Annotated in this window: 12 protein-coding genes and 1 other annotated feature; of the genes, 6 read left to right on the top strand and 6 right to left on the bottom strand. The window is 51.4% G+C overall.

Annotated features, from left to right (window positions below; all coding sequences use genetic code 11):
• Positions 1-192 precede the first annotated feature (192 nt).
• On the top strand, positions 193-1,674 hold the full coding sequence (locus tag ACYP03_RS23385) for an FMN-binding glutamate synthase family protein (protein WP_248144077.1): 1,482 nt from the start codon (positions 193-195) through the stop codon (positions 1,672-1,674).
• 100 nt (positions 1,675-1,774) lie between these two features.
• Here the strand turns inward: ACYP03_RS23385 and ACYP03_RS23380 are convergent, their stop codons facing one another.
• The 3 genes from ACYP03_RS23380 to ACYP03_RS23370 form a co-directional block, all read right to left on the bottom strand.
• The gene (locus ACYP03_RS23380; RefSeq protein ID WP_459782284.1) at positions 1,775-3,256 is read right to left on the bottom strand and encodes a carbon starvation CstA family protein; all 1,482 of its coding nucleotides are present in this window, start codon (positions 3,254-3,256) and stop codon (positions 1,775-1,777) included.
• Positions 3,257-3,520: 264 nt separating this feature from the next.
• Positions 3,521-4,234, bottom strand: coding sequence for a two-component system response regulator BtsR (gene btsR, locus ACYP03_RS23375; RefSeq protein WP_459782283.1), 714 nt, complete (start codon positions 4,232-4,234; stop codon positions 3,521-3,523).
• Positions 4,231-5,910 (bottom strand): sensor histidine kinase, encoded by a 1,680-nt coding sequence (locus ACYP03_RS23370; protein WP_330961945.1) that lies wholly within the window; start codon positions 5,908-5,910, stop codon positions 4,231-4,233. Before ACYP03_RS23370 ends, btsR begins: the two co-directional genes overlap by 4 nt.
• A gap of 217 nt (positions 5,911-6,127) precedes the next feature.
• Here ACYP03_RS23370 and ACYP03_RS23365 point away from each other — a divergent pair, with 217 nt between their 5' ends.
• Positions 6,128-7,198 carry a 3-deoxy-7-phosphoheptulonate synthase gene (locus ACYP03_RS23365; RefSeq protein ID WP_459782282.1) on the top strand — a complete coding sequence of 357 codons (1,071 nt, stop codon included), beginning with the start codon at positions 6,128-6,130 and terminating at the stop codon, positions 7,196-7,198.
• A 15-nt stretch (positions 7,199-7,213) separates the two neighbouring features.
• Positions 7,214-8,341, top strand: a complete 1,128-nt coding sequence (gene tyrA / locus ACYP03_RS23360) for a bifunctional chorismate mutase/prephenate dehydrogenase (RefSeq protein WP_459782281.1) — start codon at positions 7,214-7,216, stop codon at positions 8,339-8,341.
• Between the two features lie 73 nt (positions 8,342-8,414).
• On the opposite strand, the gene pheA is transcribed toward tyrA, so the two are convergent.
• The 3 genes from pheA to bamD form a co-directional block, all read right to left on the bottom strand.
• Complete coding sequence (gene pheA, locus ACYP03_RS23355) at positions 8,415-9,593, bottom strand: prephenate dehydratase (protein WP_330961947.1); 1,179 nt, start codon at positions 9,591-9,593, stop codon at positions 8,415-8,417.
• 38 nt (positions 9,594-9,631) lie between these two features.
• Positions 9,632-9,752 (bottom strand) — a sequence feature (Phe leader region).
• 123 nt (positions 9,753-9,875) lie between these two features.
• A complete protein-coding gene (hpf, locus tag ACYP03_RS23350) occupies positions 9,876-10,235 on the bottom strand; it encodes a ribosome hibernation-promoting factor, HPF/YfiA family (RefSeq protein WP_248144086.1) in 360 nt (119 codons plus the stop codon).
• 424 nt (positions 10,236-10,659) lie between these two features.
• Positions 10,660-11,385, bottom strand: coding sequence for an outer membrane protein assembly factor BamD (gene bamD, locus ACYP03_RS23345; RefSeq protein ID WP_248144087.1), 726 nt, complete (start codon positions 11,383-11,385; stop codon positions 10,660-10,662).
• Positions 11,386-11,525: 140 nt separating this feature from the next.
• Between bamD and rluD the strand changes: the two genes are divergently transcribed.
• The 3 genes from rluD to clpB all read left to right on the top strand — a co-directional run bounded on the left by rluD (position 11,526) and on the right by clpB (position 15,935).
• Positions 11,526-12,500, top strand: coding sequence for a 23S rRNA pseudouridine(1911/1915/1917) synthase RluD (gene rluD / locus ACYP03_RS23340; protein ID WP_248144091.1), 975 nt, complete (start codon positions 11,526-11,528; stop codon positions 12,498-12,500).
• Between the two features lies 1 nt (position 12,501).
• The gene (gene pgeF, locus ACYP03_RS23335; RefSeq protein WP_459782280.1) at positions 12,502-13,230 is read left to right on the top strand and encodes a peptidoglycan editing factor PgeF; all 729 of its coding nucleotides are present in this window, start codon (positions 12,502-12,504) and stop codon (positions 13,228-13,230) included.
• A 131-nt stretch (positions 13,231-13,361) separates the two neighbouring features.
• The gene (gene clpB / locus ACYP03_RS23330) at positions 13,362-15,935 is read left to right on the top strand and encodes an ATP-dependent chaperone ClpB (protein WP_459782279.1); all 2,574 of its coding nucleotides are present in this window, start codon (positions 13,362-13,364) and stop codon (positions 15,933-15,935) included.
• Positions 15,936-16,236: the final 301 nt, after the last annotated feature.

Genomic DNA, 16,236 nt, shown 5'->3' with positions numbered 1-16,236 from the left:
ATGGCGGGCTTTTTTTATGCCGTTTTTCAGCCCTAAAGAAAAAGCTTTTTTCCGCTTCTCCCTCACTGATACTCAGACAATCTCCTGGGCCACAGCCCTGACTTCTGATTTCGATGCCTCTGCCTCGTTCGTCTCCGGTCTATTCTTTAAAAGATACGGGCTCAGGCCGGTAAAGATCAGGTGGGGGCTTTGATGAGTGATTTTATTTTTCATGTAATCGACTTTCTCAGCAGCTTGCTTTTGCTGGCGATTGGCTGCATGGGTTTGGTGATCATTTATTTATATTTTGTTGATGTTCATCAGCATCAGCATGCAATTCGCCGCAATTATCCGGTGATTGGCCGGTTTCGTTACTTTTTCGAACGTCAGGGCAAGTTTTTCCGTCAATACTTTTTTGCGCTGGACCGGGAAGAAATGCCGTTCAATCGTGCGGAGCGAAGCTGGGTGTATCAGGCAGCCAAGAATCAGGATCGCACCTCTGCGTTTGGTTCGACTCAGAGTCTGGACCCGACAGGGACGATTTTATTCATGAACTGTGCGTTTCCGACACTGGACGAGGATGCTCTTGAACCAGAGCACGTTTTAATTGGTGAATACAGCCGATGTCCTTATCACGCGAAAGCGGTATTCAATATTTCCGGGATGAGTTACGGCTCTCTGTCCAAGCGAGCGGTCCAGGCACTTTCCCGGGGGGCTAAACTTGCCGGTTGCTGGATCAATACCGGTGAAGGCGGGTTGAGCCCTTATCACCTTGAAGGTGGCGCAGACATCGTCTTTCAGATCGGCACGGCAAAATATGGTGTCCGTGATGAACAGGGACGACTTTGCGATGAGAAGCTGCTGGCAGTGGCGTCGCACGAGCAGGTGAAAATGTTTGAGATTAAACTTTCTCAGGGCGCCAAACCCGGGAAAGGCGGCATTTTGCCCGGATGTAAGGTGACGGCTGAGATCGCCAGCATTCGCGGGATCCCTGAGGGACTGGACTCCATCAGCCCGAATCGCCATCCGGAAATCAAATCGGCAGCAGATTTACTGGCGATGGTGAACCATATCAGATCGCTGACGGGAAAGCCGACCGGGTTTAAAGCGGTGATCGGAGAGACCGGCTGGCTGGAAGAACTGATGGGTGAAATTCATCAACGCGGGAAAGAAAGTGCACCTGATTTTATTACGATCGATGGGGCCGACGGCGGTACAGGTGCAGCGCCTCAGCCGTTGATGGACTCGGTGGGACTGCCGTTGAAAGAAAGCTTACCCTGGCTGGTAAATCTGCTGGAAAGGCATGGCCTGCGGGAGCGGATTCGGATCATTGCCTCGGGCAAATTGATCGTGCCGTCCAGAGTTGCCTGGGCGATAGCCCTGGGTGCGGATTTTGTCGTTTCTGCCCGCGGTCATATGTTTGCGCTTGGATGTATTCAGGCGATGCAGTGCAATAAAAACACCTGTCCGACCGGTGTCACGACGCATCACCCGAAATTGATGCAGGGGCTGGATGTTGCTGATAAAACGCAGCGGGTCGCGAATTACAACCGGTATATTCACTATGGGATTGGCCTGATTGCGCACTCCTGCGGGGTGAAAAATATCCGGAGTCTGAACCGCGGGCATGTACGGGTTGTGCAGGAAGACGGGCTGTCTCAAACCCTGGATGAGATGTACGCCCATTACAAGTAAGTGAACCCGGGAAGATTTCTGAAATGGGGTTCTGTTGTGTAAATCAGAACACAACAGCCGCTCTGAGAGCGGCTGTTGTCATGGCGGATTCAGCGGGAGATTAAGCGGTTTCCAGCTTGCCTTTTACTTCATCGTCATCCTGTTCAATGTCACCTTTACCCTTGGATTTCACAATGACATAGACAGTAATTGCCAGGGTGGTGATCAGGCCAATGGCGGTAGAAAGCGTCATTGGCTGACCAAAGCCCAGAGTGCTGTTGTTCAGAATGAAAGTAATCACAACGGTTGTCATAAAGATTGCTGGAACTGTGGTGACCCAGTGCAGCTTGTTATGGCGCAGCAGGTAAGCTGATGCAGTCCAGAGCATCATGACAGCTGTGGTTTGGTTGGCAAAACCGAAGTAGCGCCAGATGATCCCGAAGTCGACCTGAGTCAGGATGCCACCGATAACGAACAGTGGCACTGCCATCAGCAGGCGGTTACGCAGGCTCTTTTGTTCCATGTTGAAGTACTCAGCCAGAATCAGACGGCTGGAGCGGAAAGCCGTATCCCCTGAGGTGATTGGCAGAATCACCACGCCCAGGAAGGCAACAACACCGCCCACAACACCCAGAAGACCGAAAGATGCGCTGTACACCACATTGCCCGGACCGCCGTTTGCAACTGCGTCTGACAGGTTTTCAACCGAACCGAAGAATGACAATGCCAGGGCACACCAGATCAGCGCAATCACACCTTCACCGATCATTGCGCCGTAAAAAACAAAGCGGCCGTTCTTTTCATTTTCCATGCATCGTGCCATCAATGGTGACTGCGTGGCGTGGAATCCGGAAATCGCACCGCAGGCAATGGTGATGAACAGAGCTGGCCACAGCGGCATGTCTTTCGGGTTCATGTTGGTCAGCATCTGGCTGATTTCATAGTCACCCAGTAGCGTGTAATCACTGGAGAATGCAATGGCTGTAATCAGGCCTACGGACATGAAGATCAACAGGAAACCGAACAGCGGATAGAAACGGCCAATGATTTTATCCACGGGGACAATCGTCGCCACGATGTAGTAGGCAAAGATGACACCGACCATGGTTGACATGGAGACTGTCAGGTCAGTTTGTTCGTTCACCAGGTTGGTAATCATCCCCGCAGGGGCTGATACGAAGACCACACCGACCAGCAGCAGAAGGACAATAGCAAAGATGTTCATAAAGTGCTTGGCGCCATTGCCCAGGTAACGGCCAGACAGGCTGGGGACGGAGGCTCCGCCGTTGCGAACAGACAGCATCCCGGAGAAATAATCGTGTACTGCGCCGGCGAAGATACAGCCCAGAACAATCCACAGCATGGCAGCCGGGCCATATAGGGCACCCATGATCGGACCGAAGATTGGGCCGACACCGGCAATGTTCAGCAGTTGGACCAGGTAAACCTTTTTCTTCGACATCGGAACAAAGTCAACGCCGTCCTGCTTGCTGTAAGCTGGTGTCTGGCGCTTTTCATTAATGCCGAATACTTTTTCAATAAAAGTACCGTAGATAAAGTAACCGCCGATCAACGCAGCGACACAAGTCAAAAACCAGGCCATATCTGTGCCTCACTCTTGTAGGGTAATTAAGTTAGTGAACTATCAAGACTGGCATCTTAGCGGCTCACGAAACAGACGCACGGCCAAAATCCCTGAGTGGTTGTATGGTGATACTGAGTGGTCGATAAACAGATTAAGTGGTGGCTGTTCCCGGCGTGCGGTTGCGTGAAAGCCTGAGTGGCTGGTTGGAAGAGCCAGTAGCATGCTGGTGGGGTTCAATGGATAAAAGCCGGAACAGCAGGGACTGTTCCGACTGGTGCGGATTCAGCTCAGGCCATAGCGGTCTTTGATTTCTTTGAGGTAGCGACGACTGACCGGTACTTGCTGGCCGTGCAGAGTGGTAATTTCTGCCAGTCCGTTTTCCAGCAGCTTAATTTCACGAATGGCCTGCGGGTGAACCAGATACTGCCGGTGACACCGGATCAACGGGGTTTTCTCTTCCAGTATTTTCAGCGTCAGCTGCGTGGTCGCCCGGGTCTCTTTGGTGACGACGTGCACACCGGATAAATCTGAAAACGCCACTTCAATGTCTGCCGGACTGAGCAGCAGGATACGGTGGTGGCCGCTGCAGGGGATCAACTCCAGCATTTCACTCAGCAGGGGCGTATAGTCCGGCTGACGCAGCTCCCGCTTCAGCTTGGTCAGTGTTTTCTCCAGCCGGGCCGGCTCGACGGGTTTCAGCAGATAGTCAAATGCATTGTCTTCAAAGGCTTTGATGGCGTAATCATCATAGGCGGTGACAAAAACCACCTTGGGCATGGTGTCCGGGTCCAGCATGCTGAGCAGCTCAATGCCGGTGATTTGTGGCATCTGGATATCCAGAAAGACCACTTCTGGCTTGAGGCTGTTGATCATCTTCAGCCCTTCAATCGCGTTGCCGCCACTGCCAATGATCTCAACACCGCCGCAATCCAGCAGCAGGTCGATCAGTTCTTCGCGTGCATAGGGTTCATCATCAATGACGAGTGCCTTCATCATGGGTGTCCGTTCTCCTTCGGCAGGCTGATGGTGGCCAGAGTCCACTGGTTCGGCTCCCAGCTCATCTGCAGGCCATACTCCTGGCCGTATTGATTCTTCAGTCGCTTGTCGACAATTTTCATGCCCAGTCCGCTTTCTTCACCGACAGGCTGATATAACCCGGCATTATCCCGGACTTCCAGGATAATGCGATCCTGTGCCTGATAGGCGTTGATGGTGAGCTGTCCGCTCTCCAGCAGGTTCGAGGTACCGTGCTTGATGGCATTTTCCACCAGAGGCTGCAACGTAAAGGTCGGAATCCTGATATTGAGCAGGCTGTCGTCAACCTTCACTTCAATCTGCAACCGATCGGCAAAACGGGCTCGTTCAATTTCCAGATAAGCATGTACGTGTTGCAGCTCTTCTTCCAGCGTGACGGTCTCGATATTTTGCTTCAGATTCCGCCGGAAAAACTGTGACAGGTGCTGGATCAACTGTCTGGCTTTATCCGGATCCCGTCGGATCACGGCATTGATGGTATTGAGGGCATTAAACAGGAAGTGAGGGTTGACCTGAGCCTGCAGCAGCCGCAGCTCGGCCTGAGTCAGCAGTGTTTGCTGGCGGTTGTATCGACCGGTCAGGATCTGGTTGGACAACAGTTTGGCGATGCCTTCGCCCAGCGTCAGATTGATGGTGGAAAACAACTTACGCTTGGGTTCATAAAGTTTAATGGTGCCAATCACCTCATGATTGCCGCCAATCAGCGGGATCACCAGTGCCGAACCGAGCTTACATTTGTCGTAGAGTGAGCAGCAGTATGGGACTTCATAGCCGTCGGCATAAACCAGCTCACAGTTTTCAATGGCCTGTTTTGTCTGGTCAGAAGAGATCGGCGTTCCCGGTAAATGGTGATCATCACCGATACCAATAAAGGCCAGTATTTTTTCACGGTCGGTAATGGAAACAGCACCTACGCCGGTTTCCTCATAAACGATGCGGGCAATTTGCTTGGAGTTTTCCTGATTGAACCCCTGACTGAGAATACCGACCGAGCGCTGGGCAATCTTCAGGGCCCGGCTGGAAAAGGCTGCGGAATATTTTTCGTAGATGGTTTTTTTGTCCCGGATAATGCTCATAAACAGCGCGGCACCGACCGAGTTGGCGATTACCATGGGCAGCGCAATGGCGCTGACCAGGCTGTAGGCTTTGTCGAAGGGGTCGGCCACCATGAGAATGATGACCATCTGAAAAATTTCAGCCACCAGGGTGATGGCAAAGACGGTCAGCGGGCGGAAAATTGCGTCGAAATTACTGCGACGGACAAAATAGCTGTGCATGATCCCGCCGATTAAGCCTTCAACCGTCGTTGAGATTGCACAGGCAACATCTGTAAACCCGCCCATACTGTAACGATGCAGGCCGCCGGTCAGGCCAACTGCGAATCCGACAACCGGTCCGCCAAGCAGTCCGCCCATGACTGCGCCAATTGCCCGGGTGTTGGCAATAGCATCTTCAATATGCAGACCAAAATAGGTGCCTAAAATACAAAACAGGGAAAACAGGACATAGCAGGCAAAGCGCTGGGATAACCTGCCGGACACAGTGGTGACAGGCATAAAGAGTGGTGTTTTACTCAACAGGTAAGCCAGTACCAGATAAACACTCAGCTGCTGCAGTAAAGAGAGGATCAGTTCCATGGTGGTGTCGTTTTTGCGAATGTGGCGGTTATGGTAGCGCTCTTTTGACGAAAGGCAATTCCATATACCATGTGTAAATTAATATTTACGATTGGTATTTTTTCTTTACACAATCTTGCCCCATGAAAAATCAGTTGTTATTGTCTCTAACAGACAGGGGAAATCCTGTTGTAATTAAATTTTTACACCCAAGGTATAGCAGACTCAGGATGGCCCCATGCAGAAAGATGTGTTGAATAATGTCCATATTCAGGATGAACAAGTCCTGATCACGCCACAGCAGTTAAAGGAGAAACTGCCGGTCAGCGACACTGCGCTGAAGTTTATTGAGCAATCACGTAAAACGGTTGCCGACATTATCCATAAGCGTGATCACCGTTTGCTGGTGGTCTGTGGTCCCTGTTCTATTCATGATGTAGAAGCCGCGAAAAATTACGCCAGACGTTTTAAAGAACTGGCTGCGGAGCTTGGCGATCAGCTATACCTTGTGATGCGCGTCTACTTTGAAAAACCCCGGACGACAGTGGGCTGGAAAGGCCTGATTAACGATCCGCACCTGGACGGTTCGTTTGAGATCGAAGAAGGACTGCATATTGCCCGCCAGTTGCTGATTGATCTGGTTGAAATGGGGATCCCGCTGGCAACGGAAGCGCTGGATCCGATCAGCCCGCAGTACATCGGAGATCTCTTCAGCTGGGCGGCGATCGGGGCCCGAACCACCGAATCCCAGACTCACCGTGAAATGGCTAGTGGTCTGTCGATGCCGGTTGGTTTTAAAAACGGTACAGATGGTAGTCTGGGAACAGCTATCAATGCGATGCAGGCGGCAGCGTCGGGCCACCGTTTTATGGGGATCAACCGCGAAGGTCAGGTTGCCCTGCTCAACACACAGGGGAATCCGGACGGACACGTAATCCTGCGCGGCGGGAAACAGACGAACTATGATTCCGTCTCGGTCACTGAGTGTGAAAATGAGATGAAAGCGGCGGGTCTGATTCCGGCCTTGATGGTAGACTGTTCGCATGCAAATTCTCGCAAAGATTACCGTCGTCAGCCGCTGGTGGCGGAAGATGTCATCCATCAGATCCGTGAAGGAAACCGTTCCGTGATTGGCCTGATGCTGGAAAGCCATCTGAACGAAGGCAATCAGAGCGCGGATCTGGATCGCAGCGATATGGCTTATGGTGTGTCCATTACCGACGCCTGTATTAATTGGGAAGATACAGAAAGTCTGCTGCGTCAGGCCCGTCTGGAACTGATTCCCTTCCTGCAAGATCGTATTCAATAACGGAAAAACAGACGAATGGTAGCAGAACTGAGCACGCTCCGAGATCAAATTGATGAAGTTGATAAGCAGATGGTGGCGTTGCTGGCGCGCCGTCTGGCACTGGTAGAAGAAGTGGGCCATGTGAAAAGTCAGCATGGTCTGCCGATTTACGCACCGGACCGGGAGGCTGCAATGCTGGCGTCCCGACGTCAGGAAGCGACAGAACAGGGCGTACCGCCGGATCTGATTGAGGATATTCTGCGCCGTACCATGCGGGAGTCGTATGCCAGTGAGAATGACTCTGGTTTTAAATGTCTGAAACCGGAGTTGCGACCCATTGTCGTGGTTGGTGGTTACGGCCAGCTGGGCAGCCTATTCTGCCGTTTGTTTACACTTTCAGGGTATCAGGTTCGCAAGCTCGGCAGTCAGGACTGGGATCAGGCGGAAGAATTACTGGCTGACGCCGGTATGGTGGTTGTGACGGTGCCGATTCATCTGACGGAGCAAGTGATCCGCCGGTTGCCGAAGTTACCGAAAGACTGCATTTTGGCGGATCTGACCTCTATCAAGAGTGGCCCTCTGCAAACCATGCTGGAAGTGCATGAAGGGCCAGTCGTTGGTCTACATCCGATGTTTGGCCCGGATATCAGCAGTCTGGCGAAACAGGTTGTCGTTTACTGTGATGGCCGACTTCCGGAGCATTATCAGTGGTTGCTGGAGCAAATTCAGATTTGGGGCGCCAGTCTCAACCGGATCAGTGCGATCGAACATGATCAGGGGATGACTCTGATTCAGGCGCTGCGTCACTTCACTTCCTTCGTGTATGGCGTCCATCTCGCGGAAGAAGATCCACGACTGGAACAGCTGCTGTCACTCAGTTCACCAATTTACCGGCTTGAGCTGGCCATGGTAGGTCGCTTGTTTGCGCAGGACGGACAATTGTATGCGGATATCATTATGTCGTCTCCGCAGAATCTGGCGATGATTAAGCGGTTCCATCAGCGTTTCGGCGAAGCCATTCAGATTCTGGAGAATCAGGATAAGACCGCTTTCAGACAGGCTTTCGCTCAGGTTGAAAGTTGGTTTGGCGATTATGCCGGACGCTTCATGAAGGAAAGTCAGTCTCTGCTGCGTCAGGCCAATGACGCGGCTCACCGAGCCTGATACCGAAAATCAGGATCAACAGGATAAAAAAGAGGCCAGCATGTCGCTGGCCTTTTCCGTTTTTCTATTCTGCTTAATCTTCCAGATAATCCACTTCTGCTGGTTTGACGTTTTCGCTTGGATAACATCCCAGGACTTTGATGAATCGGGTCAGTCCGGTCAGTTCTTCCAGCGCCTGTTGCATCACATCCGCTTTCAGGTTCGCTTCAACATCCATATAGAACATTTCTTCCCACGGGTTACCAATGACAGGGCGGGATTCCAGTTTGGCCATATTAATATTGAGGTTACGCAGAACCAGCAGGCACTCCACCAGTGAACCGGGTTTTTGACCGGTGGACATGATCAGGGTGGTTTTCGCCGGGATCAGCGGTGTCACATCCACGGCCTTGCGCGCGACCACAATAAAGCGGGTGTAGTTTTCATGCTGGTTTGCAATCCCGGTTTTCAGTGGCGTCAGACCATAGAGTTCGCCGCTGGAGGCATTCCCGATTGCCGCAACATTCGGCAGCTTTAACTCGGCGACCTGCTGCATGGCTTCAGCCGTACTGGAGGTGTACTCTTGCTTAATTTCCCCCATGTTGTGGAGAAATTCGCTGCACTGCTGGTGGGGCTGTGGGTGAGAATACAGGGTGTCGATTTGTTCCAGCGTCGAAGGCACGGCCGTCAGCAGACTGTGTTCAATCGGTTGAGTGATTTCACCGACAATGGACAGGCTGGTGTGCTGAAGCAGATCGTAAACTTCATTGATGGAACCCGAACTGGTGTTCTCAATGGGTAATACACCGTAATCAGCCTGGCCGGTTTCGACGACATTGACTACCTCACGGAAACTGGAACAACTCATTTCCACCAATTGGGTCTGTTTCCGGCTGAAGTATTGCCGGCTGGCGAGATTAGAGTAGGAGCCTTTGGCACCGAGAAAGGAGACCCGAGCGACAGGCTGCAGGCTGTCTGGGTTCGTCAGTTTTTGCAGATAGGCTTGCTGGAACAGCACAGAATCTTCAATGATGGTGTGAAAAATTTGAGTGACGTAGCTGGCATCAAGCTGATGTTCCTTGCCTTTTTCTATCAGTCGGATAAGCAGCGCCTGCTCTCTTTCCAGATCCCGGACCGGTTTCGTAGTTTTGATTTTACTTTTGGCCACTTCTAGGCTGAGCTGTCGCCGTTCGCCCAGCAGTGCCAGAATTTCATTATCAATCCGGGTGACTTCGCTGCGGATCTCATCCAGTGAGTGATAGCTTTTGGTCATGCTGCGTTCCTGTCTGTGCTGTGATTCTGATGATGCTTACAAAAAAGCCTCCCGGGTGGGAGGCTTGCTGTTCGTCTTTCGCTTATTTCTTGCGTAACGAGAGCCCCCACTTATGGTGAGCGAAAAAAGAAGCGAAAGAAAAACAGCGCGGCGTGAATCATATGTCGGCAGTACTCTGGTTGAAGGTGAATGGTCAACGTGCAGGAATCAACCTAGGGTGAATTATTGTGCTTGTCAAGAATAAATCGGCCCCGCGTTAAGCAGGGCCGTGTTGATTTGGGTTCAGGCCTCGAAATCCTCAGGCTCGAATTCTTCTGTCTGGGATGCGACCGGCTTCAGGCTGTGGGTTGCGCGACGAGATTCTGGTTTATGCGCTTGTTTGCTTAGCTGCCGCTCCAGTTTGTGGTACATGTCTTTAATCGCTGCATACATATTTTCCTGTTCAGAGGACGCTACAATGTTTCCTCCAGGAATGCCGGCTGTTGCTTCCACCTTGAAGTGCCGGTTTGGTTCTTTACTGATGACTGCGTGTTTGCCAATCAGTGGGACCTGAAAGCGCTCTAACTTACTGAATTTCTCTTCAATGCGCTCACGGATAGCAGGGGTGACATCAATGTTTTTGCCTGTGACTTCTACTTGCATAGTCTCTCTCCTGTTTTGCTACCCCTTGGTGGGTTAACTTCAGATTACTCTTCTGAAGAGGTAATAAAGTGATCTGGATCAACTTTGAAAAGTAAATTAATCCACCAATTTATTTATGTGACTTGCTCTGCTTTGTGACAAGAAAATGACGAAAAATCGCTTGTCGAGCCTCTGGTGATTACGGCAGTATGAAGTTATCTCTTGACTGGCGGCCAGTGCTGCTCAGGGGCTTTTTTCGGCCTTGAGATAGTTCCGGGAGAGGCCGAGCATGCGGCCGAGAGATGAAATTCAAGGATGAGAAGAAGTAGAAAGCGAAAACATTCAGGAAAGCATTCAAAGAAAGAATAAAGAAGAACAAAGAAAGTAAATCATCAGTTGCACCGCACCAGATCAAAAACGGCAGCCCAGTGGCTGCCGTTTGTTGTTAAACCGGATTCAAAGCAATGAGACGCTGGGTATGTTGTGCCGGTGTATCCAGCCCAAGTTTTTCATACGCGGTCAGCATCAATGGCAGCGATTTCTTCGCAGCTTCCGTATCCGGATACAGGTTCTGGATTTGCTGGCATCGATTAATTGCAGCAACCCACGCTTCCCGGCGGATATAGAAGTCTGCCGCCGCTAACTCATAATTCGCAAGGCGGTTTTTGAGGTATACCAAACGGGCTTTCGCATCGGCGGCAAACGGACTGCCCGGATAGCGTTCCAGCAAGCGTTTGAAGTCGCGGAATGCCTGGCGGGCTGGCTCCGGATCTCGGTCATGACGGTCAATGTCAAAGACGTCATGCATGAAGGAACGATCCTGCGCCATATGCGTGAGGCCACGCATGTATAGGACCCAGTCGGCTTTCTCATGGGTCGGGTTAAGGCGGGTAAAGCGGTCAATGGTTGCTTCGCCCAGGGCCAGGTCATCGTTTTTGTAGTATGCATAAATCAGATCAAGCTGAACCTGCTCCGAATAAGCGCCAAACGGATAGCGTGAATCCAGGGTTTCCAGCCTTTCGATGGCTGTGACCCAGCTGCCACTTTGCAGGGCTTCCTGAGCACTGGCATAGAGCTCTGAAGGCGGGATATCCGGGACTACTTCCTCTGTACTTGAACATCCAGAGACAATAGCAGCGGCAAGAAATGTCGGGATTATCAGGCGTTTCATTGCGGCGTCAGTTTCCTTGGTCATAATTTATTTTTTTGATCCATTACGGTTTGAAGCGTTAACGGATACAATGACAGCTATTCATTGTCATTTTACGCAGCGTTTGAGCTTTAGTCTCAGGTATTTTAAAAAAGTTCTTTATGGCACAGCAAATAGAGTTAAGCAACACAGTAAACGATAGCCAGTTAGGTCAGCGTCTGGATCAGGCTCTGGCTGAGCTGTACCCGGATTATTCACGCTCCCGTATCAAAGACTGGATCCTCAACGGTAATGTCAGCATGAACGGTGAGGTGGTGACCAAACCACGAACAAAAGTCATGGGCGGCGAGTTGCTGACCGTTGTCGCTGAAATTGAAGATGAAGAGCGCTGGATTGCACAGGACATCCCGCTGAATATCGTCTATGAAGATGAGCACCTGCTGGTGATTAACAAACCACGTGACTTTGTGGTTCACCCGGGAGCGGGAACACCAGATGGTACTGTACTGAATGCATTGCTGCATCATTGCCCGTCACTGGCAGAAGTACCGCGTGCCGGCATTGTCCATCGTCTCGATAAAGACACGACGGGCCTGATGGTCGTCGCGAAAACCATTCAATGTCAGACCCGCCTGGTTCGCGCATTACAGAAACGTAAGATTACCCGTGAATATGAAGCCGTTGCGATGGGTAAAATGACCGGGGGCGGTGTGGTTGAAAAACCAATCGGCCGTCATTCAACCAAGCGTACGTCGATGGCTGTCCATGAGCTGGGTAAACCGGCGATCACACACTATCGTGTGGCAGAGCATTTCCGTGAGCATACCAGCATCGTGCTCCGTCTGGAGACGGGCCGTACGCATCAGATTCGTGTGCATATGGCTTATCTGTCTCACCCGCTGGTAGGAGACACTTTATATGGTGGTCGTCCGCGTCCGCCGCGTAATGCATCTCAGGAAGTGATTCAGGCTTTGCGCGCCTTTGACCGCCAGGCGCTGCATGCCCGTATGCTGCGACTGGAACACCCAATTACAGGTGAACTGATGGAATGGCACGCAGAGACACCGGATGACATGGTGACACTGGTTGAGATTCTGCGTCAGGACAAGATTGATCATCCAGAGGACGATTATTGATATGTGGATTACCCCAGACTGGCCCGCGCCTGCCAATGTAAAGGCGATCAGTACGACACGTTCTGGCGGAATGAGCCAGGGACCGTATGAAGGGCTGAATCTGGGGGATCATGTTGGTGATGAGCGGGCTGCCGTTATACATAATCGGCAATGGCTGCAACAACAGTTGGGCCTGACTCAGGCGCCGGCCTGGCTCTCGCAGACACACAGCACCATTGTTTTGGATATTCAGGCGCCGCTGAAAGATGTGCCGAATGCAGATGCCAGTGTGACACGTCAGTCCGGCATTGCTTGCACGGTGATGACAGCCGATTGCTTGCCTGTCTTACTGTGTGATCGTTCAGGGACGCAAGTGGGCGCGGTTCATGCCGGCTGGCGTGGATTGGGCGATGGCATTCTTGAAGAAACCGTTGCCAGATTTACAGCTGAACCGGAACAAATTCTGGCCTGGCTGGGTCCGGCTATCGGGCCAGCTGCGTTCGAAGTTGGCGGGGAAGTCCGTGAGCAGTTTATTGCCGGACAACCCGAAGCGGCTGCAGCGTTTCAACCACACGGTGAAAAATGGCTGGCGGACTTATACCAGCTGGCAGCACTCAGGTTGAATCGACTGGGAATCACGCAAGTTTTTGGCGGAACAGTATGTACCTATGCCGATCCGGCCCGCTTCTATTCTTATCGCAGGGATGGCGTGACCGGGCGTCAGGCCAGTTTGATTTGGTTGAATGAGTAAACAAAATTTTCCAATTTTCTAAAAGCGGCTTCAGGCCGCTTTTTTATCTCCGCACAATTTATGCTTGAAAAGCACACAGCGCGTAACCATATAAAAGGTAATGACAAGGTCATATCAAGAGTGGAGGACTTATGCGTCTTGACCGGTTTACAAGCAAGTTTCAATTAGCGATTTCTGATGCGCAGTCGCTGGCTTTGGGTCGCGACCATCAGTATATCGAGCCTGTCCATCTGATGATGGCACTGATGAATCAGGACAGCAGCACAACGCGGCCGCTGCTGACTCTGCTCAATGTCGACATTACTCAATTACGTTCCAGCCTGTCTGAGCAATTAGATCGTTTGCCTAAAGTCAGTGGGATTGGCGGTGATGTGCAGCTTTCTCATCAAATGGGCGTGCTGTTTAACATGTGCGATAAGCTGGCCCAGAAGCGCAAAGACAAATACATTTCTTCTGAACTTTTTATTCTGGCGGCGGTGGATGACAAAGGTCCGCTGGGTGAGCTGCTGCGCAAGTTTGGTCTGAATGCCCAGAAAGTAGAAGCAGCCATTGAAAAGATCCGCGGTGGTCAGAAAGTCGATGATCCGAATGCGGAAGAAAACCGTCAGGCGCTTGAAAAATTCACCATTGATCTGACTGAGCGCGCAGAGCAGGGCAAGTTGGATCCTGTGATTGGCCGGGATGAAGAAATCCGGCGTACGATTCAGGTCCTGCAACGCCGGACTAAAAATAACCCGGTGCTGATAGGTGAACCGGGTGTCGGTAAGACCGCGATTGTTGAAGGTTTGGCTCAGCGCATTGTCAACGGCGAGGTACCGGAAGGGCTGCGTCACAAGCGTGTTTTATCCCTGGATATGGGGGCATTGATTGCCGGTGCTAAATATCGTGGTGAGTTTGAGGAACGTCTGAAAGCCGTACTGAACGAACTGGTGCAGGAAGAAGGCAGCGTTATTCTCTTTATTGATGAACTGCATACTATGGTCGGTGCCGGTAAGGGTGAAGGTGCCATGGATGCCGGCAACATGCTGAAACCTGCATTGGCTCGTGGCGAGCTTCACTGTGTTGGTGCCACGACGCTGGACGAATATCGTCAGTTTATTGAAAAAGATGCGGCACTGGAGCGTCGTTTCCAGAAAGTGCTGGTGGAAGAGCCGAGTGTCGAAGATACCGTGGCGATTTTGCGTGGCCTGAAAGAGCGCTATGCATTGCACCATCATGTTGAAATTACCGATCCGGCAATCGTGGCAGCGGCGAGTTTGTCGCACCGTTACATCTCAGATCGCCAGCTCCCGGATAAAGCGATCGATCTGATTGATGAAGCGGCATCCAGTATCCGGATGCAAATTGACTCCAAGCCTGAAGCGCTGGACCGCCTCGAACGTCGTATCATTCAGCTGAAAATTGAGCAGCAGGCACTGTCGAAAGAAAGTGACGATGCCAGTCAGAAGCGTCTGGCGGTACTCAGTGAAGAGCTGGACACGAAAGAGAAGGAATACGCGGAACTGGAAGAAGTCTGGAAAGCAGAAAAAGCGGCTTTGTCCGGGACTCAGCATATTAAAGCGGAGCTGGAGCAGGCCCGTACGGATATGGAAATTGCCCGGCGGGCTGGTGACCTGAATCGTATGTCAGAATTGCAGTACGGCAAAATTCCTGAGCTGGAAAGACAGCTGGATTTAGCGGCGCAGGCTGAAATGCAGGAAATGACACTGCTGAAAAACCGCGTTACTGATGCAGAGATTGCCGAAGTGCTTTCACGGCAGACGGGGATCCCGGTCTCGCGGATGCTGGAAGGCGAGCGGGATAAACTGCTGCGCATGGAAGAAGCGCTTCACGCCCGGGTCATTGGTCAGGATGAAGCCGTGAATTCCGTGGCGAACGCGATTCGTCGTAGCCGTGCGGGTTTGTCTGATCCGAATCGTCCGATTGGCTCCTTCTTATTCCTCGGACCGACGGGGGTGGGTAAAACCGAACTGTGTAAGGCGCTGGCCAACTTCATGTTCGACAGTGATGACGCCATGGTGCGGATTGATATGTCTGAGTTCATGGAGAAACACTCCGTTGCGAGACTGGTTGGTGCGCCTCCGGGTTACGTGGGATATGAAGAAGGGGGTTATCTGACGGAAGCTGTGCGTCGTCGTCCTTATTCTGTGATTCTGCTGGATGAAGTGGAAAAGGCGCATCCGGATGTGTTTAACATTCTGCTTCAGGTTCTGGATGACGGCCGTCTGACGGACGGACAAGGCAGAACGGTGGATTTCCGGAACAGTGTCATCATTATGACCTCGAACCTGGGATCGGATCGGATTCAGGAACATTTCGGTGAACTGGATTATGACGGGATTAAAGCAATCGTTATGGAAGTGGTCGGTCATCATTTTCGTCCGGAGTTTATCAACCGTGTCGACGAAACAGTTGTGTTCCATCCATTGGGTGACAAGCACATTAAAGACATTGCCTGGATTCAGATTCAGCGTCTGAGCAAACGACTGGAAGAAAAAGGCTTTGAACTGAAAGTTGAGGATTCAGCTTTGGATCTGATTACCAGTGCCGGTTTTGATCCGGTTTATGGTGCGCGACCCTTGAAGCGTGCGATTCAGCAATATATTGAGAATCCGTTAGCGCAGGATATCCTGTCGGGCAAACTCAAGGTTGATAAGCCGATTGTCCTTGCAGCAACCGCTGACCATATTACTGCCAGCCAATGAACCTGTAGCGTGTGTTGATAGAAAGCCTGCTGTATTCAGCAGGCTTTTTTCATGAACCTTCACTGGATTTGCTACGGAAATCGACGGAAAAACCGTGTTTTGTGTGATTTTTGCTCGGTTGGTTTTTTTTTATGATTTAGTGCTTGCTAAGGCGATCGAACTCTCTATAATGCCGCATCACCGACACGGAGAACGGCGCTTCAGCCAAGACCGTATCGGAAAGCTCTTTAACAATTTGACCATGCAATCTGTGTGGGCACTCGACAATGATACAGTCAAAAAGATTTTATCAGTGAACTGA

The sequence above is a fragment of the Photobacterium sp. R1 genome (assembly GCF_054600795.1).
The sequence above is the reverse complement of the archived record's forward strand: the minus strand, read 5'-3'. Positions and strand labels throughout refer to the sequence as shown.